The 19,487-nt window shown below is 70.6% G+C and carries 19 protein-coding genes; 4 read left to right on the top strand and 15 right to left on the bottom strand.

What is annotated here, in order from left to right; genetic code table 11:
• Positions 1–86: 86 nt before the first annotated feature.
• The 4 genes from AB0959_RS15425 to AB0959_RS15410 all read right to left on the bottom strand — a co-directional run bounded on the left by AB0959_RS15425 (position 87) and on the right by AB0959_RS15410 (position 3,934).
• The gene (locus AB0959_RS15425; protein ID WP_366826906.1) at positions 87–542 is read right to left on the bottom strand and encodes an Lrp/AsnC family transcriptional regulator; all 456 of its coding nucleotides are present in this window, start codon (positions 540–542) and stop codon (positions 87–89) included.
• 195 nt (positions 543–737) lie between these two features.
• Complete coding sequence (locus AB0959_RS15420) at positions 738–1,412, bottom strand: UbiX family flavin prenyltransferase (RefSeq protein WP_366826905.1); 675 nt, start codon at positions 1,410–1,412, stop codon at positions 738–740.
• 165 nt (positions 1,413–1,577) lie between these two features.
• A complete protein-coding gene (mqnP, locus tag AB0959_RS15415; protein WP_366826904.1) occupies positions 1,578–2,480 on the bottom strand; it encodes a menaquinone biosynthesis prenyltransferase MqnP in 903 nt (300 codons plus the stop codon).
• The gene (locus AB0959_RS15410; protein ID WP_366826903.1) at positions 2,477–3,934 is read right to left on the bottom strand and encodes a menaquinone biosynthesis decarboxylase; all 1,458 of its coding nucleotides are present in this window, start codon (positions 3,932–3,934) and stop codon (positions 2,477–2,479) included. Before AB0959_RS15410 ends, mqnP begins: the two co-directional genes overlap by 4 nt.
• 98 nt (positions 3,935–4,032) lie before the next feature.
• Here AB0959_RS15410 and AB0959_RS15405 point away from each other — a divergent pair, with 98 nt between their 5' ends.
• Positions 4,033–4,386, top strand: coding sequence for a PLD nuclease N-terminal domain-containing protein (locus AB0959_RS15405; protein WP_366826902.1), 354 nt, complete (start codon positions 4,033–4,035; stop codon positions 4,384–4,386).
• A 21-nt stretch (positions 4,387–4,407) separates the two neighbouring features.
• Here the strand turns inward: AB0959_RS15405 and AB0959_RS15400 are convergent, their stop codons facing one another.
• Positions 4,408–6,612 (bottom strand): LamG-like jellyroll fold domain-containing protein, encoded by a 2,205-nt coding sequence (locus AB0959_RS15400; protein ID WP_366826901.1) that lies wholly within the window; start codon positions 6,610–6,612, stop codon positions 4,408–4,410.
• Positions 6,613–6,813: 201 nt separating this feature from the next.
• Positions 6,814–7,524 carry a VOC family protein gene (locus AB0959_RS15395; RefSeq protein ID WP_366826900.1) on the bottom strand — a complete coding sequence of 237 codons (711 nt, stop codon included), beginning with the start codon at positions 7,522–7,524 and terminating at the stop codon, positions 6,814–6,816.
• Positions 7,525–7,727: 203 nt separating this feature from the next.
• On the opposite strand from AB0959_RS15395, the gene AB0959_RS15390 reads away from it, so the two are divergent.
• The 3 genes from AB0959_RS15390 to AB0959_RS15380 are packed head-to-tail and all read left to right on the top strand — an operon-like array spanning position 7,728 to position 10,421.
• The gene (locus AB0959_RS15390) at positions 7,728–8,912 is read left to right on the top strand and encodes an abortive phage infection protein (RefSeq protein ID WP_366826899.1); all 1,185 of its coding nucleotides are present in this window, start codon (positions 7,728–7,730) and stop codon (positions 8,910–8,912) included.
• Positions 8,913–8,956: 44 nt separating this feature from the next.
• Positions 8,957–9,406 (top strand): nucleoside deaminase, encoded by a 450-nt coding sequence (locus AB0959_RS15385; protein WP_366826898.1) that lies wholly within the window; start codon positions 8,957–8,959, stop codon positions 9,404–9,406.
• A 4-nt stretch (positions 9,407–9,410) separates the two neighbouring features.
• Positions 9,411–10,421: a 2-oxoglutarate and iron-dependent oxygenase domain-containing protein gene (locus tag AB0959_RS15380; protein ID WP_366827063.1), complete on the top strand. Its 1,011-nt coding sequence runs from the start codon at positions 9,411–9,413 to the stop codon at positions 10,419–10,421.
• A gap of 33 nt (positions 10,422–10,454) precedes the next feature.
• On the opposite strand, the gene AB0959_RS15375 is transcribed toward AB0959_RS15380, so the two are convergent.
• The 9 genes from AB0959_RS15375 to AB0959_RS15335 all read right to left on the bottom strand — a co-directional run bounded on the left by AB0959_RS15375 (position 10,455) and on the right by AB0959_RS15335 (position 19,437).
• Positions 10,455–10,970 carry a hypothetical protein gene (locus tag AB0959_RS15375; protein ID WP_366826897.1) on the bottom strand — a complete coding sequence of 172 codons (516 nt, stop codon included), beginning with the start codon at positions 10,968–10,970 and terminating at the stop codon, positions 10,455–10,457.
• 50 nt (positions 10,971–11,020) lie between these two features.
• Positions 11,021–11,953, bottom strand: coding sequence for a CU044_5270 family protein (locus AB0959_RS15370; RefSeq protein WP_366826896.1), 933 nt, complete (start codon positions 11,951–11,953; stop codon positions 11,021–11,023).
• Positions 11,950–12,564 (bottom strand): RNA polymerase sigma factor, encoded by a 615-nt coding sequence (locus AB0959_RS15365; protein WP_366826895.1) that lies wholly within the window; start codon positions 12,562–12,564, stop codon positions 11,950–11,952. Before AB0959_RS15365 ends, AB0959_RS15370 begins: the two co-directional genes overlap by 4 nt.
• Positions 12,565–12,651: 87 nt before the next feature.
• The gene (gene ccsB, locus AB0959_RS15360) at positions 12,652–13,752 is read right to left on the bottom strand and encodes a c-type cytochrome biogenesis protein CcsB (RefSeq protein ID WP_366826894.1); all 1,101 of its coding nucleotides are present in this window, start codon (positions 13,750–13,752) and stop codon (positions 12,652–12,654) included.
• Positions 13,749–15,632 carry a cytochrome c biogenesis protein ResB gene (locus AB0959_RS15355; protein WP_366826893.1) on the bottom strand — a complete coding sequence of 628 codons (1,884 nt, stop codon included), beginning with the start codon at positions 15,630–15,632 and terminating at the stop codon, positions 13,749–13,751. Before AB0959_RS15355 ends, ccsB begins: the two co-directional genes overlap by 4 nt.
• A 3-nt stretch (positions 15,633–15,635) precedes the next feature.
• Entirely contained in the window at positions 15,636–16,418 is a 783-nt protein-coding gene (locus tag AB0959_RS15350; protein WP_366826892.1) for a cytochrome c biogenesis protein CcdA, read from the bottom strand.
• Between the two features lie 4 nt (positions 16,419–16,422).
• Positions 16,423–17,064: a TlpA disulfide reductase family protein gene (locus AB0959_RS15345; protein ID WP_366826891.1), complete on the bottom strand. Its 642-nt coding sequence runs from the start codon at positions 17,062–17,064 to the stop codon at positions 16,423–16,425.
• A 66-nt stretch (positions 17,065–17,130) separates the two neighbouring features.
• Entirely contained in the window at positions 17,131–18,414 is a 1,284-nt protein-coding gene (locus tag AB0959_RS15340; RefSeq protein ID WP_366826890.1) for a hypothetical protein, read from the bottom strand.
• Positions 18,415–18,789: 375 nt separating this feature from the next.
• Positions 18,790–19,437, bottom strand: a complete 648-nt coding sequence (locus tag AB0959_RS15335) for a histidine phosphatase family protein (RefSeq protein ID WP_366827062.1) — start codon at positions 19,435–19,437, stop codon at positions 18,790–18,792.
• Positions 19,438–19,487 lie beyond the last annotated feature (50 nt).

The raw sequence follows: 19,487 nt of genomic DNA, 5'->3' as shown, positions 1-19,487 counted from the left end.
CCTCCGCCTCTCCTCGCCGACAAAACTCATGCAACCGTACTCCCCCGCCCTTCGGGCGGGAGGTGCGCCCGGACGGCGCTCCGCGCCTAGTCCTCTTCCGGCAGCTCACCCACCCGGTTCTCCCACTTCGTGGAGAGCACGATGGTCGTACGGGTCCGGGAGACGCCCTTGGTTCCCGACAGCCGCCGGATGGTCTTCTCCAGGCCGTCGACATCGGTGACCCGCACCTTGAGCATGAACGAGTCGTCGCCCGCGATGAACCAGCAGTCCTCGATCTCGTTGAGGTCCCGCAGCCGGGTCGCCACGTCCTCGTGGTCGGCGGCGTCGGACAGCGAGATGCCGATGAGGGCGATCACGCCGAGGCCGAGCGAGGCCGCGTCGACCGTGGCGCGGTAGCCGGTGATGACCCCGGCCGCCTCCAGCCGGTTGATGCGGTCGGTGACACTGGGGCCGGAGAGGCCCACGAGGCGGCCCAGTTCCGCGTAGGAGGCGCGGCCGTTCTCCCTGAGGGCCTGGATGAGCTGCCTGTCCACCGCGTCCATGCGATCGGTTGCCTTCCGCTGAAAGAGTTCTCGAAGTGGTGGTTCTCGAAGTGGTGGTTCTCGAAGTGGTGGTTCTCGAAGTGGTGATGATGGTGGCGCTCCCGCCACCAGGTGCTCGGAAAGAGTGAATCCGGCCGGGTTCGGTGCCGTTCAACCGGGTCCCGTTCAACCAGGTCCCGTTCACCCCGGCCCCGTTCACGTAGTCCGCGCCCCGCCGCCCAGCTCCCCCCGCCACCGCCGGTACAGCCCGTGCTCGACGCCCGCCGCGTCCAGCACCCGCCCGGCGACGAAGTCCACCAGGTCCTGGATGTGAGTGGCCCCCGCGTAGAAGGCCGGGGAGGCCGGCAGCACCGTGGCGCCCGCGTCGTCCAGGGTCACCAGGTGCCGCAGCGTCTGTCCGTTCAGCGGGGTCTCGCGCACGGAGACGACCAGCGTGCGGCCCTCCTTGAGGGTCACGCTCGCGGCGCGCTGCAACAGGTCCTTGCTCAGCCCCAGGGCGACCCCCGCCACACAGGCGGTGGACGCGGGCACGATCAGCATCCCCTTGGCCGGGTACGACCCGGACGAGGGCCCGGCCGCCAGGTCGCCGGGGTTCCAGTGCCGTACGCCCGCGATGTCCACGCCGAAGGTGTCCGGCTTCCCGTCGGCCCCCCGGGCCAGCCATTCGCGCAGGTCGTCCCGCCAGTGCGCGTCGCGGAACGCGATCCCCGTCTCGTCGAGCAGCGTGAGCCGGGAGGCCCGGCTGACGACCAGATCGACACTCTCCCCCGCCTCCAGCAGCCCCCGCAGCACCGCAGCGGCATACGGCGTACCGGATGCTCCCGAGACCCCCACGATCCAAGGCGTGCGCTGCGTTTCTCCTGCGTTCACACCCCGAGCCTACCGGCGCACCGGGCGAGGCTCAGGACCGGTGGCGTGCCTTCGGGTCGACGGGCAGTCGTGCCGTCTCCACTCGCGGCTCTGTTGTCCTCGTCGAAAGGGAAGGCGACGTCGCTGTCCCTGGGTTCCTGCCCTCGGTGGTAGGCCGCACCATGGTCACACGGTCAGACCACGAACCAGCAGATCGAGCAGCGCACACACGAACAGGGCAATCCCGATGAACCCGTTGACGCTGAAGAACGCCCTGTTCAGGCGGGAGAGGTCGTGCGGCCGCACGATGGTGTGCTCGTAGACGAACGCACCCGCCACGATCACCAGCCCCAGCCACAGGAACGCGCCCGCGTCCGTCGCCAGCGCGTACCAGACGAAGAGCGCCGTGGTGAGGAGATGGCAGGCCCGCGCGCCCCAGATCGCCGTCGGCACCCCGAAACGCGCCGGGACCGACCCGACGCCCGTCTCGCGGTCGGACTCGACGTCCTGGCAGGCGTAGATCAGATCGAAACCGCCGATCCAGATCCCGACCGCGAGCCCCAGGATGACCGCGTCCCAGGACCACTCGCCAGTGATCGCGAGCCAGCCGCCGACCGGGCCCATGGCCTGCGCGAGGCCGAGGATGGCCTGTGGGAAGTTCGTGAACCGCTTGCCGTACGGGTAGACCACCATCGGGATCACCGCGATGGGGGCAAGCGCCAGGCACAGCGGGTTGAGCAGGGCCGCCGCGCCGAGGAAGAACACCAGGGCGACGAACGCGCCCGTCCACGCGTGCCGCACCGACATCGCGCCGGTGACCAGCTCGCGGTGGGCCGTGCGGGGGTTACGGGCGTCGATCTCGCGGTCGATGATCCGGTTGGCGGCCATCGCGAAGGTGCGCAGCCCGATCATCGCGATCGTCACGAGCAGCAGCCGGCCCCAGTGGATGTTCCGGTCCAGCTGGAACATCGCGGTCAGGGACGCGATGTAGGCGAACGGCAGCGCGAAGACGGAGTGCTCGATCATCACCAGGCGCAGGAACGCCTTGGTGCGCCCCGGCTGGGGAAGGGCGGCGGAGGCGGAGCTCACAGGCCGTACTCCTTCCAGCGGCGGTCCACGAGGGCCGCCGTCGGCGGGTCCGACACCACCATCTCCGGCCAGCCCCCGTCCCGCGTGTAGCCCTCCTCGGGCAACTTCCGCGTGGCGTCGATGCCCGCCTTGCCGCCCCAGAACTGTTGGTAGGAGGCGTGGTCGAGATGGTCGACCGGGCCTTCGACGACGGTCAGGTCGCGGGCGTAGTCCGTGTTGCCGAGCGCCCGCCAGGCGACCTCGTGCAGGTCATGGACGTCGCAGTCGGCGTCGACGACCACGATCAGCTTGGTCAGCGACATCATGTGGGCGCCCCAGATCGCGTGCATGACCTTCTGGGCGTGCTTCGGGTACTTCTTGTCGATCGCGATGATCGCGCAGTTGTGGAAGCCGCCGGCCTCGGGGAGGTGGTAGTCCACGATGTCCGGGACGATGATCTTCAGGAGGGGAAGGAAGAAGCGCTCCGTCGCCCGGCCGAGCGGTCCGTCCTCCGTCGGGGGCCGCCCGACCACGATGGACTGGAGCAGCGGCCGCTTCCGCATCGTCACGCAGTCGATCGTGAGGGCCGGGAAGGGCTCCTGCGGGGTGTAGAACCCGGTGTGGTCGCCGAAGGGGCCCTCGGGCAGCATCTCGCCCGGCTCCAGCCATCCCTCCAGCACGACCTCGGCGTTGGCGGGCACCTGCAGCGGCACCGTCTTGCAGTCGACCATCTCGATCCGCCTGCCCGCGATGAACCCGGCGAACAGGTACTCGTCGATGTCACCGGGGAGCGGGGCCGTGGAGGCGTACGTGACGGCGGGCGGGCAGCCGAAGGCGATGGCGATCGGCAGCCGCTCGCCCTTCCTGGCGGCCACCTGGTAGTGGTTGCGGCTGTCCTTGTGGATCTGCCAGTGCATGCCGATGGTGCGCCGGTCGTGGCGCTGGAGGCGGTACAGGCCGAGGTTGCGGACGCCGGTCTCGGGGTGCTTGGTGTGCGTGAGACCGAGGTTGAAGAAGGAGCCGCCGTCCTGGGGCCAGGTGAACAGGGCGGGCAGGGCGTCCAGGTCCACGTCGTCGCCCCGCAGGACGACCTCCTGGACGGGCGCGCTGTCGGCCTTGACCTTCCGCGGCGGTACGTGGGTCATCGCGCCGAGCTTCCCGAAGGCCTCGCGCACCCCGACGAACCCGTGCGGCAGTTCGGGCTTGAGCAGGCCGCCGATCTTCTCGCTGATCTCCTCGTACGACTTCAGGCCCAGTGACTTCAGCAGTCGCCGGTCGGTGCCGAAGACGTTCATGGCGAGCGGCATGCTGGAGCCGCGCACGTTCTCGAAGAGCAGCGCGGGGCCACCCGCCTTGTTGACCCGGTCGGTGATCTCGCCGACCTCCAGGTGGGGGTCGACCTCCACCTTGACGCGCTTGAGGTCGCCTTCCCGATCGAGGGCCCGGAGGAACGAGCGAAGATCGTCGTAAGCCATGCGTCCCAGTATCCGGTACGCACTACGCTTGGGCGGTCACCGGGGGCCGGACAACGCCCGGCCCGGCGACCGACCGTAACTCTCAAGGGGATCGATACATGCTGCGGGTGCTGATGATCCTGGTGCCTCTGGCACTGAGCATCTACGCGTTCATCGACTGCATCACCACACAGGAGCGGGATGTCCGCCACATCCCGAAGCCTCTCTGGGCCATCCTCATCCTCCTCTTCCCGCTGGTCGGTTCGGTCTCCTGGCTGATCGTGGGCCGCGACCGCAGCAGCACGGCGGGCCGTATGGGCGGCGGCTCCCGCAGGCCCGGGGGCGGCTGGGTCGCTCCGGACGACAACCCGGACTTCCTCAAGTCCCTCAACGAGGACAAGAAGAAGGACGAGAAGGAAGAGAAGAACGAGAAGTCGGACGAGGGCAAGCCGGACGGCGACTCCAAGGACTAGGGCCCAGGCCGACCAGGGCCGTCAGGTCAGCTTCTTGACCTGGGCCGTGGTGAGGGCCCGTTGGAAGACGCGGACGTCCCTGATGGCGCCGGGGAAGAAGTCGGCGCCGCGGCCGTCGGTGCTGGCGCGCCCGATCATGAGGGGGCCGGTGGCGACGGTCGGGTTGGTGTCGTCCACCGCCGCCTCCTGAACTCCGTCGACGTAGAGCCGCAGTTTGCGCCCCGGCCCGTCGCAGACACCGACCAGGCGCGTCCACGTGCCCACGGCGGGGACGGTGTACGACGCCGCGCGCAGTCCGGGACGGGCGAAGGCCCAGCGGTTCTCGGCGATCGAGTACTGGAGGTAGAAGCCGCTCACCTTGGTGGCGTCCTGGCTCACGGCGGTGGCGAAGAAGCCCGGCTCGGCGGTCAGGAGGACCCAGGCCGCGACGGAGAAGCTGCGGCCGGGGCCGGTCTTGAGTACCGGGCCCTTGGTGACGATCTGGCTGCCGACCCCGTCGAACTCGGCCGTCCCGCCCTTGCCCGCACGCCAGCGGACCCCGGTCGCGGTGCCTTCGCTGCCGCCGGTGGTGTCCCGCGCGACGGAGCCGGAGGCTTCGTCCAGCGGCCAGGCGCCGACCGGTTTGGGGCGGCCCGGACCGGCGCCACCCGACGCGGAGGGCGAGGCGTCGCCCGCGCTCGCCTCCTTGTCGCGGCCGGTGGCTTCGTGGGCGGCGGGCCGCAGGAACCAGGTCCCGATGCCGGCCCCCGCGGCGGCGGCCACGGCGGCGCCCGAGAGCAGGAGCGCGCGGCGGGTGCGGCCCCCGCCGCCCCGGCCGCCCCCGCCACCCGCGTCGGCCGGTGAGCCGCTCCGGGTCGCGGGCCCGGTGAGGGGACCGTGCGGCGGCTGCCCCACGTCCGTTTGCGTGGCCGGGTGCGTCGGGTGTGTCGGGTGCACGCGCGTGGCGAGGTGCGTGGGGTGCACCGGGGACGGGGTGGCGGTCGTCGGAGTCGTCGGAGTCGTCGGAGTCGAGGGTGAATGCGGGTGAGGGTGGGTGTGGCGGTCGGGGTGAGGGTGGGCGTGAGGCCCGGGGGTGGCGGCTGCCGGGCCGGTGGTGTCGGCGGCCGTGGCGGGGCGCGGCACGAAGGCGTCTCGCTCGCCGGCCCCCGCGCCCCCGCCAGGTCCCGCTACCCCACTGGTCTCCGCACCCCGACCAAGTCCCGCTACCCCACTGGTCTCCGCACCGCCACCGGTCCCGGCGCCCGGGTCCTCCGTGGCGCCCGGGCGGTCCTCGCCGGCCCAGCCACCCTCGCCGGCCCAGCCGCCCCAGCCGCCCCCGCCACCCTCGACGTCAAGATCGCCCGCACCCTCGGCCCCCGACGCTCGTCCGCCGGTCGGCAGCCAGCGGCGGGGATCCAGCAGGGCGGTCGTGCCGTCCGCGCCGCCCGGGCCCACCTGGGCGAGGATCTCGCGTGGGGTGGGGCGGGAGGCCGGGTCCTTGGCCAGGCAGGCGGTGATCAGGGGGCGCAGGGCGGGATCGGTGACGGAGCCGATGTCGGGCTCGGCGTGGACGACGCGGTACAGCAGGGCCGGTGTCGGTCCGTCGCCGAAGGGGTTGGTGCCGGTGACGGCGTGCGCCAGGACCGCGCCCAGCGAGAAGACGTCGCTGGCCCAGGTGATGTCCGTGTCGCCGGCGACCTGTTCCGGGGACATGAAGCCCGGCGAGCCGACCATCAGTCCGGCGCGGGTGATCACGGCGGTCTCGACGCTGCGGGCGATGCCGAAGTCGATGACCCTCGGGCCGTCCTCGGCGAGCAGCACGTTGGAGGGCTTGAGGTCCCGGTGGACGAGGTTCGCGGCGTGGATCGAGGTCAGCGCCTCGGCCAGCCCGGCCGCGAGGGCGAGTACCGTCCGCACGGGCAGCGGTCCCCCCTCGGCGACCGCGGTCTCCAGGGAGGGACCGGCGATGTAGCTGGTGACCAGCCAGGGCAGGGGCGCGTCCGGGTCGGCGTCGATCACCGGGGCGGTGAACGCGCCGCTGACCATCCGGGCCGCCTGCACCTCGCGGCGGAAACGGGAGCGGAACTCGGGCTGGCGGACCAGCTCGGCGTGCACGACCTTCACCGCGACCGCGCGGCCGCCCGGGGACCGGCCGAGGAAGACCCGTCCCATACCGCCCACGCCCAGGCGTCTCAGCAGCCGGTACTCCCCGACGGAGCGCGGGTCCTCCGGCTCCAGCGCTGCCACATTCCCTCCCCGCGTCCTCGGCCACTGTGGTCACTCTGGGCACGGCCAGCATAGGGGCACTTGACCACGACCGAGTCGAAATCCCGTACGGGATCCGGCCGTTCGGAACACCGGAACACGGGGCTGTGCGCGCGGGCGCGGACCCACGGGCTGACAGGGCGCCCTGGTGGGGCGCCCACGTGCCCGGCCGGCGTCACCGCCTCACGTTTCCTGAGCGCGGAGTTCCGCGATGCGGTCGAGGTCCTCGCCCACCGCCTCCCGCTCCTCTGCGGTGAGGGAGACCCCGGCCGCCCGGGCGAGCGCGGACCTCACCGTCTCAGCGTCGTCGAGGCGGTCGGCGACCTCCGCGCGCAGGGCCAGGAGGCGCACGAGCTGCACGGGAGTGGGCCGTTCGTCCTCCAGGCGCAGCACGCGGTCGATGATGCGCGCGGCCCCCGTCGGGTCGTCCCTGGAGTCCGCGAAGAGCGTGGCGGTGTGCAGGGCGCGGGCGAAGGTCTCTTCGGGGACCGGGCTGTGGTGGAGGTCGTCCCTGATCGGCCGGCCGACACGGACGCAGTTGCCGCCCGGGTCGCTCATGAGGAACTGGCGCATGCCGTGGGAGGCGTCCTTGAGCGGCCCGAGGCGCGGCAGCCCCCGGGTCGGGACCTTCCCGTACGCCGCCTTGAGGCCGGCCCGGAACGCCGCGTACAGCCCGTCCACGTCGTCGGTCAGGACGTAGCAGGTGCTGTACGACTGGGTCGGCTCGTAGCGCTTCATGCCGAAGAACTGGAGCTGGATGTCACCGCGTACGACCACCGCGTACGGGTTGGGGCTGCGCTGCTCGAAGGCGACCTCGAACCCGAGGGCGCGGTAGAAGTCGAGGACGGGAGGGAGGGTCTGACACGGCAGGATCGGAATCGTCGTCTCGGCCATACCCGCACTCTAGTCAAGTTTGATCAGATCCCGCTCCCGATTATCCCGCCTCACCACAGGAACCGTTCCGTCCGAAGTAGACGGCGCACATCCGAAGTAGCCGCGTCCGCATCCCTTCGTCACCCACCCGTAGACCATCGGCCGACCCGGCGGGCGGCCCCCGGTCCCGAGACTGGAGCCAACTCACCACGGGGAGGCAGCAGATGGGGATCAGCCGAGGGCGTTTCCTGGGCGTGGCGGCGACCGTCGGAGGGGCGGTGGCGCTGTCGGCGGCGAGCGCCGCGTCCGCCGCGAGCCGGAACGGCCCGTCGTACAGGACACGGGTGACGAGTAGCGGGGCACCCGGCAGGCGGCCCGGCCTCACGTACCGGGGCGTCGTCTACGAGGTCGGCGAGGGCGAGACGCCCGGCACCGCGTGGAGCGCCCGCCGCGTACACGCCGACATGCGGGCCATTCGGCACGACCTGCACGCCGACTCCGTCAAGGTCACCGGCGACGGCGTCGAGCGGCTCACCGCCACGGCGGGCGCGGCCGCCGAGCGCGGGCTACGGGTCTGGCTGGAGCCCACCCTGGGGGACGTACCGGAGCGGGAGATCCTCGACCACCTGGCGGAGACGGGCCGGTACGCGGAGCGGCTGCGGCGGCAGGGGGCGGACGTGCATCTGAGCGTGGGCTGCGAGTTCTGGCTGTTCGTGCCCGGCATCGTGCCCGGCGACAACGTCCTCGAACGGATCGAGAACCTCACGAACGGCACCTTCGACCCCGAGCGGATGATCCGCCGGCTGCACCGCTTCACCGCGCGCGCCGCGGCCGTAGGCCGGTCCGTCTTCCACGGGCCGCTCACCTACGCCTCCGCCGAGGAGGAGACGGCCGAGTGGGGCGTCGACTGGGACCTCTTCGACATCGTCGGCGTCGACTACTACGGCCACCACCCGGACCGTGCCGCCTACATCCGGGACCTCAGGCGGCACGTACGCCCCGGAAAGCCGCTGTCCATCAACGAGTTCGGCACCTGCACCTTCAAGGGCGCGCCCGAGCAGGGCGGCATGGGCTGGGCCGCCGTCGACCACACCAAGGACCCGCCGGAGGTGAAGCCGGGCCTGGTGCGCAGCGAACGGACGCAGGCCGCGTACCTGATGGACGTGCTGGGGGCGCTGGAGGAGATGGGCTTGTACGCGGCGATGGCGTTCACCTTCGTAACCCCCGACGCCCCGCACCGCCCGGACGACCGCCGCTACGACTACGACACGGCGAGCTACGCCCTCGTCAAGCCCCTCAGGGACCGCCCCGACGACCCGGCGTCCGGCTGGCACTGGGAACCGAAGGAGTCGTTCCACGCGCTGTCCCGCGCGTACGCCAGGGCAGCCCGCCAGGTCGCGGGAGACTGACGCGCAGGAGAGTGCGGGCACACGGGAGGCGGGTAGGTCAGGGCATGGAACACACGCAGGCACGCACCTGGCTGGCCACCGCCGTCGCCGAGGCCCGTGCGGGTCTCGCCGAGGGAGGCATCCCCATCGGCGCGGCCCTCTACGACGCGGACGGCACCCTCCTCGGCCGCGGCCACAACCGCCGCGTCCAGGACGGCGACCCCTCCCTGCACGCGGAGACGGCCGCGTTCCGCGCGGCGGGCCGCCGGCGCACGTACCGGGGCACGACGATGGTGACGACCCTGTCGCCCTGCTGGTACTGCTCCGGTCTGGTACGGCAGTTCGGCATCTCGCGGGTGGTGATCGGCGAGGCGGAGACCTTCCACGGCGGTCACGACTGGCTCGCGGAGCACGGGGTGGAGGTCGTGCTGGTGGACGACCCGGAATGCGTGGCGCTGATGCGCGACTTCATCGAGAAGAACCCGGACCTGTGGAATGAGGACATCGGTGACTGAACCCGTGAGCCCCGGCAGCCCCAACGGCCCCAGCCCGAGCCCCACCCCCAGCTCCAGCCCCCGTGTCCCGACCGTCGACCTGCGGCCCTGGCTCTCCGGCGACGCCGGGGCCCGCGGGGCCATCGCCCGCACGGTCGACGAGGCCCTGCGGAGCGCCGGCTTCCTCCTGGTCACCGGTCACGGCGTGGACCCGGACCTGCGCACGCGCATCCGCGTGGCCGCCCGCGGCTTCTTCACCCTGCCCGCCGAGGTCAAGCAGGCGTACGAGGCGAAGGTCGGGGGCCGCGGCTGGCTGGGCCCGGGCGCCGAGGCGAACGGCTACGCCGAGGGCACCGAGACCCCTCCGGACCTGAAGGAGTCGCTCACCTTCGCGACCCACGAACCGTTCGAGGACCCGGTCGTCAACGCGGAGTGGTACGCGCCGAACGTCTGGCCGTCACAGGTACCGGAGCTCCGGCCGCTGTGCGAGGAGTACCTGGCGCGGATGGCCGAGCTGGAGAACCACCTCCTCGCGCTGCTCGGCGACGCCCTGGGCCTGGAACCGGACTTCTTCACCCGCCACATGAGCCACCCCACCTACGGCTTCAACATCAACTGGTACCCGGGCAGGGAGGTCATCGGCGAGCCCGAGCCGGGCCAGTTCCGCATCGGCCCCCACACCGACTTCGGCACCGTCACGATCCTCGACCGCCAGGCCGGCAAGGGCGGGTTGCAGGTGTACACGGACGAGGGCGGCTGGGAGGACGCGCCGTTCGACCCGGACGCCCTCACCATCAACATCGGTGACCTGATGGCCCGCTGGACCGGCGACCGCTGGCGCTCCGGCCGTCACCGCGTGCTGCCGCCACCGGCCGACGTCCCCGCCGAGGAACTGATGTCCCTCGTCTACTTCGGCGAGTGCACCCCGGGCACCCGCGTCGAGTCCGTGCCCGCGCCGGTGGGACGCGTGGCGTACGAGCCGGTGGACTCGCACGTGTACCTGAGGCAGAAGCTGGACTCGATCACGGTTGGCTGATCGTCAGGACACCTCGCTGGTCGTCAGGGCGGCTCAGGGGGCGTACGTCTCCCGCAACTCGCCGAACCGGCCCGGTGTCCAGGCCTGCCAGTCCACCGGCCGGCCGTCGAGTGCCTCGGCCAGGTACTCCAGGTGGAGGTGCCAGGCGGCGAGGCAGTCGCGGCGGAGTTCGTCGTCGCCGCGGATCTCGTTGGTGAAACGGAGCGTGGTGCCCTGCTCACCGTAGGGTTCCACGTGAAACCGTATCCGCCCCTGGAAGCCCTCCAGGGTGTACTCGGCGACCCTCTCGACGTCCCAGGCGGTGATCCGGCCGAGGACGGCCTCACCCTCGGGGCCCGTGTTCAGCCAGCGCAGCGCGACGGCTCCGCCGAGGCGCGGTTCGAAGGTGTCCGCGGCGGCCAGCCAGTCCTTCAAACCGTCGCCGTGGCCGGCCACCACGGGCCACACCCGCTCCACGGGGTAGGGCAGGTGCAGCGTGAAGTGCAGCGTGTGCGTGTCTCCCTCGGTCCGGCCGGCGCCCGGTTCGATGACCTTGTTGACCTTGTTCATGACACCAGCCTGACGCGGGCCCGAGGGGGACGCACCCGTTCGCACACGGTTCAGGGGCGCCGGCCGACCTTGTCGACGACTGTGCGCTCCAGTACGGCACTCATGCCGATCACCTTGCCGTTCTCGTCGACCTCGCGCTCACCGAGATAGGTGTAGGTCTTCCCGTCGAAGATCATCTGCTCACGCTCGCCGCCGCTCTCGCGGGTGACCGCGATGCCCTCACGACCCACCGCGTCCTTCACCCCCCGGACCACCTCGACGCCGGGAATCGTCGCGGCCGCCCGGTAGAGCGCGGCGCTCACCTTCGGGGGCATCAGCGACTCCTGGACCAGGTCACCGAAAAGGACGAAGGCCGCGTCGTCCTTGTCCGGGCGCTCCTCCTCGACCTGGTCGGCACTCGTCTCGTACAGCCAGTCGCGCATCCGCTCCGGGCTGGTCGGCAGCTTGGACAGGGCGCGGTAGTTGGTGGCCCGCTTGTCCTTCGGGGAGTCGGGCTCCAGCGGCTGGTGCGCGAGCCCGTCCCGGTCCTCCTCCAGGAGCCCTTCCCGCGTACCGTCCACGGACAGCCAGATCTCCCGGTCGTGGACGGGGTCGAGCTTCGCGGGCCCGCCCATCACCTGGCTCGTGTAGGCGTCCCTGCTCTTGATGTAGACGAACTGGTCGTCACGGATGTCGCCGGGCACATCGGCGTGCTCGGCGGCCAGCGCGATGTCCTCCAGTAGCCGTACGGCCTGCTTCGAGGCGGCGGGACGGTCACTGTCGCCGGACGACGACGGCAGCACCGTGAAGGTGACGGCGGCCGCGGCGGCGACGGCGGCCGCCGCGATCGCGGGCCGCAGCCAACCGCCCCGCCGGCGGGCAGGCGTGTCGCCGTGGGCGGGGGCGTGCTGTTCCTGCCGGATCTCGGTCATCAGATGCTCCTTGAGGAGTCGGTGACGGCCCGGCGGAAGGTCTCTCTCGGGAAGTTCCGGGAGCTGGTTCATCGGTTTCCCTCCCTCAGGGGCCTGACCGCTCTGCCGCGGTCACCTCTCATCTGTCCGTGGGTTTGCGGCAGTTCCGCATCTCTGACATGTTTCGCGAGTTTTGTTCTGGCACGCGAGAGCCGTGACCGTACGGTCCCCACCGGAATCCCGAGCGCCTCGGCGGCCGCCGCGTAGTCGAGCCCCGACCACACGCACAGCGCCAGCACCTCGCGCTCGGCCCGCCGCAGCTTCGCCAGGGCGGTCCGTACGAGGGTGAGCCGCGCCGAGTCGTCCAGGCGTCCGGCGATCTCGTCGGCGAAGTCGTCCACGGTCTCGTCGCGCGGCAGCCGGGCCACGGCGGCCGCGTGTCTTCGGGCCGCCCGACGGGTGTTGCGCGTGACGTTGGTGGCGATGCCGAGCAGCCAGGGCCGCAGCGAACCGCCGTCCTCGTCGACCCTGTCACGCAGCCGCCAGGCGTCCAGGAAGGTCAGCGAGACGACGTCCTGGGCGGTCGCCCACTCCCCCGTGAGCCGGAAGGCATGGTTGTAGACGGAGCGCGCGTAGGCGTCGAAGAGCTCACCGAAGGCGTCATGGTCCCCCGCGCGCACGCGCTTCCGCAGATTGGTCTCCACGCCCACTTCCCTGTCCGTACGGCGAAGGCCGGTTCCGGTGACTCAGATCACACCGGAACCGGCCTTCGCCGTACGGGAATTACCGGGTCAGACGCCCGCGTAGGAGTGCTTGCCCGTCACGAAGAGATTGACGCCGTAGTAGTTGAACAGCCAGCAGGCGAAGGCGATGAGCGCGATGTACGCGGCCTTGCGGCCCTTCCAGCCGGCCGTGGCGCGGGCGTGCAGGTAGCAGGCGTAGGCGACCCAGGTGATGAAGGACCAGGTCTCCTTGGGGTCCCAGCCCCAGTAGCGGCCCCACGCGTCGCCCGCCCAGATGGCGCCCGCGATGATCGTGAACGTCCACAGCGGGAACACGGCGGCGTTGACGCGGTAGGCGAACTTGTCGAGGGACGCCGAGGCGGGCAGCCGCTCCATCACGGAGCTCGCGAAACGGCCCGGCTTGCCGCCGGTCGCGAGCTTGTTCTCGTACGAGTCCCTGAACAGGTAGAGGATCGTGCCGACCGCGCCCACGTAGAAGACGGCGCCGCACAGGATCGCGGTCGAGACGTGGATGTACAGCCAGTACGAGTGCAGGGCGGGGACCAACTGGTCGCTGGCGGTGTACAGGACCGTGACGGCGACACCGAGGTCGAGGAGGACCGTGGTGATCAGCGGGAGGCCGAGCCAGCGGATGTTCTTCCTCAGCGCCAGGAAGACGAGGTACACCCCGACGGCGACGGAGGAGAAGGTGATGTTGAACTCGTACATGTTGCCCCACGGCGCCCGCTGCACCGACAGGGCGCGCGTCAGCACACCGCCCGCCTCGATGGCGAAGGCGAGCACGGTGAGGGAGATGGCGATGCGGCCGTACAGGTCGCCCTGCTCGTCACCTCCGTGCGCTCCGGGCCCGTCCGGCACGTCCCGGGCGCCGGCTGCCGCCCGCACGACCACCTTGGGCCGCTCCAGCACGGCGGTGCCGCCGGCGGTCTGCACGGTCACGGCGGGCCCGTCCGCCTTCTTGGCCCCGTCGGCGGTGAGCGCGGCGGCCGTACGGCCCACCTTGCTGCGGCTGCCGAAGAGCCATTCGGCGATGTGTGCGAAGAAGGCCAGCGTGTAGACGGCCATCGAGGAGTAGATCAGCACGTTGCTGATGTTGGCGAGGTTCTCGTTGGTCCCTGCGGCCAGCTCGGTCGCGGCGGCGAGAGTCACTTTTTCTCAGCCCCTTCGGCAGATACGACGTGGGGGTCGGCGTGGGTTGTCTCGGCGCCCGGCTCCGGGGTGGGGTCGGCGTCGGAGGGGGTGGTGTTCTCGGCGTCCGACGAGGTGGAGGTCTCGCCCGACGGGTCGGGGGTACTGTCCTCGGCGTCCGCGTCCCTGTCCTCGGCGTCCGCGTCCCTGTCCTCGGCGTCCGCGTCTCTGTCCGCGGCGGTCGGCGCCTCCTCGTGGACCAGTCCGGCCAGGTCCCCCAGTTCCTCGGGGAGTTTCGTGGACTCGCTGCGGCCCAGCCCCGCCATCTCCACCACCGTGACACCGTCGGGGCCCTTGACCGCCCGCACCCACACACGGCGGCGCTGGATGAAGAGGGATCCGGCGAGACCCGCGATGGCGGCGATGGCGCCGGTCAGGGCCCAGCCGCTGCCGGGCTGCTGGGTGATCTGGAAGCGGGCCCACGGCTCGACCCCGTCGAAGGTGATCGAGCCGTTGCCGCCGGTCAGCTTCATGGTCTCGCCGGGCAGCAGCCGCTTCTTCAGCAGTTGCCCCTTGGAGTCCTTGAACCCCTTCGCGTTGGTCTTGTCGAGCTGGTAGATGTTCCGCGGGATGCCCGCGTTGACGCCCAGGTCACCGTGGTACGCGGACAGCGCGAGCACGGGGAAGTCTAGCGCCGGGAACTGCGAGAGCATCTGGCCCTTGCCCGCCCCCGCGAAGGTCGGCACGAAGAAGGCGTTGAAGCCGAGCTGCTCCGTCTTGCCCTGGGCGTCGCGGTAGCCGTCGAGGACCTTGATCGCCCCGGAGGAGGTGAGGTTGCCGTCGAGCGGCAGCAGCGGCACGGCGTCGTGGAAGACGACCTTGCCCTTGCCGTCCCGGACGGTGACGACCGGCGCGTACCCGTAGTTGACCATGTAGACCTTCGAGTCGCCGACGACCAGCGGCTCGTTGACCTTGATGACGCCCGGCTTCTCCTTGCCGTCCGCGCCCACGCTGTAGGTGATGTGCGACTCGTACGTCCGCGGTGTGCCCCGGTTCGGCCCGGTGCGCTCGAACGTGCCCTTGGCCTTCTTCAGGTTGAAGCTGAACGGGGTCAGGTCATCAGGCGTGAAGAGGCTGCCGGACTTGAAGTCGTCGTACTGGATGAGGGTGTCGGAGAACCCGTCACCCTGGACGATCAGCTTGTTGCCCTCGGCCTTGAAGAGCTGGCCCCAGGCGAACGCGACCAGCATCACGATCAGGGCGATGTGGAAGACGAGGTTGCCCGCCTCGCGCAGGTAGCCCTTCTCTGCGGCGACGGCGTCACCGGCGGCGTAGGAGCGGTAGCGGCGCCGCTTCAGCACCTTCAGCGCGATGTCCCGGACCTGCTCCGGCTCGGCGGCGGTGCGCCAGGTCGTGTACGCGGGCAGCCGGTTCAGCCGCCTCGGCGCCCCCGGCGGGCGCCCTTTGAGCTGTCCCACGAACTGCCAGGTGCGGGGCACGATGCAGCCGATGAGCGAGATGAACAGCAGGATGTAGATCGCCGAGAACCACACCGAGCTGTACACGTGGAACAGCCCGAGCTTCTCGTAGACGGGCCCCAGGGTGTCGTGCCGGTCCATGAAGTCGGCGACCTTGGTCTCGTCCTGTCCCGACTGCGGGATGAGCGAGCCCGGGATCGCCGCGAGCGACAGCATGAACAGCAGCAGCAGCGCGACCCGCATGGAGGTCAGCTGCCGCCAGAACCAGCGGGCCCAGCCGATGACGCCGAGCGAGGGCAGGTTGGGGGCGTCCTCCGTGGGTGCGGTGGACAGCTGGGAGCCGGCGGCGCCGAGGTCGTTGTCGTCAGCGGTGGCCGTTGACTCGCCGGCGGCGGCCTTGGCCTTGGTCTCCGTGTTGCTCATGGATCAGATCCCCACAGTGAAGCCGTTCGACCAGACCTGCATCTCCTGCACGATGCGGTCCCAGGCGCCGGTCAGCAGGAGCAGGCCGGTCGCGATCATCATGACGCCGCCGACGCGCATGACCCAGACGTGGTGCCGCTTGACCCAGCCGAAGGCACCGAGGGCCTTGCGGAAGGCGACCGCGGCAAGGACGAAGGGCACGCCCAGCCCGAGACAGTACGCCACCGTCAGCAGGGCCCCGCGACCGGCACTCGCCTGGTCCATGGCGAGGGCGTTGACGGAGGCGAGGGTCGGGCCGATGCAGGGCGTCCAGCCGATGCCGAAGAGCGCGCCGAGCAGGGGCGCGCCGACGAGCCCGGCGGTGGGCCGATTGTGGAAGCGGAACTCGCGCTGGGTGAGCCAGGGCATCAGCCCCATGAAGAACACGCCCATGAGGATCATGAGCACGCCGAGGACCTTGGACAGGGTGCCCTGGTACTCCTGCAGCGTCGACCCGAAGTACCCGAACAGCGCCCCGCCGGACACGAACACGGCGGTGAACCCGAGCACGAACAGCCCGGCGCCGGCGACCATCCGCCCGCGCCGCGCCTCCGCCAGGTCGGTGCCGCTCACCCCGGTGACGTACGACAGGTAGCCGGGCACCAGCGGCAGTACGCACGGCGAGAAGAAGGAGACGAGACCGCCGAGGACGGCGATGGGCAGGGCGATCAGCAGCGCGCCGCTGTAGACGGTCTGGTTCGGGTCGGTGGACGCGGCGAGGTCGGCCGTGGCGGTGACGAGGGACACGAGGTCACTTCTCCGCGAGGACCGGATCGATCAGCTTGCGCAGCTTCGCCTCGCTGAGCGCCTGGAGAGAGCGCGCGGCGACCTTGCCCTCCCGGTCGATGACGAGGGTCGAGGGGATCGCCTGCGGGTTGAGGGTGCCCTTCTTGAAGCGGAGCATCAGCTTGCCGGTGGGGTCGTACAGGCTCGGGTACTCGACCTTGTACGCCTGCTCGAAGGCCCGTGCCGGTCCGGTGCTGGTGTCGCGGGTGTTGATGCCGACGAACTGCACGCCCTGGCCCGCGAGCTTCTCGGAGACCTTGACGAGGTTGGGTGCCTCGGCGCGGCAGGGCGAACACCAGGAGCCCCACACGTTGACGACGACGATCTTGCCCTTGTAGGCGGAGGCGACGTCGAGCTGCTTGCCGTCGATGGTCTTGCCGGACAGGTCGGGGGCGTCCGCCCGGTCGCCCTTCTTCACGGTGGCGATGCCGTCGGAGCTGGTGATGAAGCCGGTGCCGCCACCGCCTCCCGAGGTCCCGCCGGAACCGCACGCGGAGACGGCGAGCACCAGCGCCGCGGCCCCGGCGGTGAACAGGGCGGAGCGACGGGTGCGGTTCGAGCGCTGGAGGGCGCGGGCTGCGGCCGTTGTGCGGCTGGCGGCACTCATGTGAAAAGTTTCGCATGCCCGTTTCGGGAATCTTCCGCACCCCCCTCAAGGGGGCAAAACCCCATTTCAGGTGCCCTGAGTGCCCTGTTCCGCCCCGCCGCCCGACTGCTTCCCGGCATCCGCGAGGAACTCCTTCCAGCCACCGGTCGGCGCCTGCCCGACTCCCAGCGACCGAAGCCTGTCGAGTACCTCCGGCTTCTGCACGTCCAGCCAGTCCACGAACTGGCGGAAGGAGACGAGCCGTACGTCCGCGCCCTTCTCCTTCTCCCGCGCGACGCGCTTGAGTGCCTCCTCGACGGCGTCCATGTAGATGCCGCCGTTCCACTCCTCGAAGTGGTTGCCGATGAAGAAGGGCGCCCGGTTGGTCTCGTACGCCCGCTCGAACCCGGCGACGTACGCCCCGGTGGCCTGTTGGCGCCAGCCCGGGTAGTTGGCGGGCGGGGCCTTGGTGGAGTTCTGCGACTGGTTGTACATGATGTTGTAGTCCATCGAGAGGACCTGGAAGCTGTGCTCGGGGAAAGGTATCTGCTGGAGCGGCAGGTCCCAGATGCCCTGCTTCTTCTGCGGCCAGACCTGGAGGCCGCCGGACGAGGAGGCGTCGTAGCGCCAGCCGAGCTCACGGGCGGCCGGCAGCAGGTTGTCCTGGCCGAGCAGGCAGGGCGTCCGGGCGCCGATGAGCTCCTTGTCGTAGTCGAAGGGCAGCGGTTCGAGGTCGGTCCACCCGGTGTTGGTCCGCCACTCCTTCACGAACGACTTCGCCTGCTCGATCTCGCTGCGCCACTGCTTGGGCGTCCAGTTCGCGACCGAGCCGTAGCCGCCGCAGAAGTGCCCGTTGAAGTGGGTGCCGATCTCGTGCCCGTCGAGCCAGGCCCGGCGTATGTGCCCCAGCGTCGACTTGATGTGCTCGTCCGTGAGGTAGCCGATGTCGGAGGCGCCGGGCGCGTTGTTCGGCGGGAGGTACGTGCGCTTCTTGGACTCGGGCAGCAGATAGATGCCGGAGAGGAAGAAGGTCATGTGGGCGCCGTGGTCCTCGGCGGCCTTCAGGAACCGCGGGAACAACCCGTTCCCGACATCACCGGCCCCGTCCCAGGAGAACACCACGAACTGCGGTGGCGTCTCACCGGGCTCCAGGGGCCGCGGCTTGTCGGGCTGCTTGGGCTGCTTGCCGGTGTTCTCGGTGGACCCGTCCCCGATCGGCTTGGCCTCGCGCTCGTGGCTCTTGCCCCGCTTCCTGGAACCCGCGGCGTCGCTCGACCCGTCTTGCAGGGCGGTACCGCATCCGGACAGCCCCAGCGCGGCGGCGGCACCTGCGCCGAGTCCGATCATTCCCCTGCGGCTGATGTCACGCATCGCTTCCCCCTTCGTCGTGCGGTGTCCTCCTCGGGTCAGTCGAAGGACACCGTCTTAGAGGGCACGGCGAAGGTGGGGGTTCCGACGATCTCACGCATATTTAAGATAGTTTGCGAAGATACGCTCAGATGCCCACACCAGTACGCTTTGTGACGGGGCGTACGCCGGTGGGGTGCGCGTAGGCATGGCGAGGGGCCGTACGTCCGGGAGAGACGTACGGCTTACCGGGTTCCGTAGCAATGCCGGGCAAGCCCCATGCTTCTTAGGGGCGCGGGGCTGTGACATTGTGCGGCTCCGCCGCGTGGGCGCGAGCAACCACAAACAACCCGCAGTCGCCCTACGACATCAGGCACCCCGCCCAACCCAGCGGAGCGATTACGCCCCGAACGCCTTGCCCTTCCCCTTCACCGGCTTGGCCCCGGCAAGGAGATGCGCCGGCACCAGATCCCGCGCCGGCTCCGTGTACCCCACGGACACGATCTTGTCGCCCTGGTACGTGAACGTCGTCAGCGAGGCCAGCGTGCACTGCCGCTTGCGCGGGTCGTGCCACAACCGCCGCCGCTCGACGTACGACCGCACGATCCAGATCGGCAGCTGGTGGCTGACCAGCACGGCCTCGTGACCCCGCGCCGCGTCCTTCGCCGCGTCGAGCGCCCCCACCATCCGGATGACCTGGTGGACGTACGGCTCGCCCCAGGACGGCTTGAACGGGTTGACCAGGTGCTTCCAGTTCTCGGGCCGCCGCAGCGCCCCGTCGCCGACGCCGAAGGTCTTGCCCTGGAAGACGTTGTCCGCCTCGATGAGGCGGGCGTCGGTGGCGAGGTCGAGACCGTGGGCCTTGGCGATCGGCGTCGCCGTCTCCTGCGCGCGCTCCAGCGGCGAGGCGACGACATGCGTGACGTCCCGGGGGGCGAGGTGCTCGGCGACCCGGTCGGCCATGCGCCGCCCGAGCTCGGAGAGGTGGTAGCCGGGCAGCCGGCCGTACAGGATCCCGTCGGGGTTGGCGACCTCACCGTGCCGCATGACGTGGACGACGGTGACGTCTCTGTCGTCCGTGCCGTCCGTACCGTCCG

Origin of the sequence: Streptomyces sp. NPDC046862 (assembly GCF_040704615.1) — a bacterium.
GTDB lineage: Bacteria > Actinomycetota > Actinomycetes > Streptomycetales > Streptomycetaceae > Streptomyces.
Note: the sequence above shows the minus strand (reverse complement) of the source record. Positions and strands in the feature narration are given on the sequence as shown.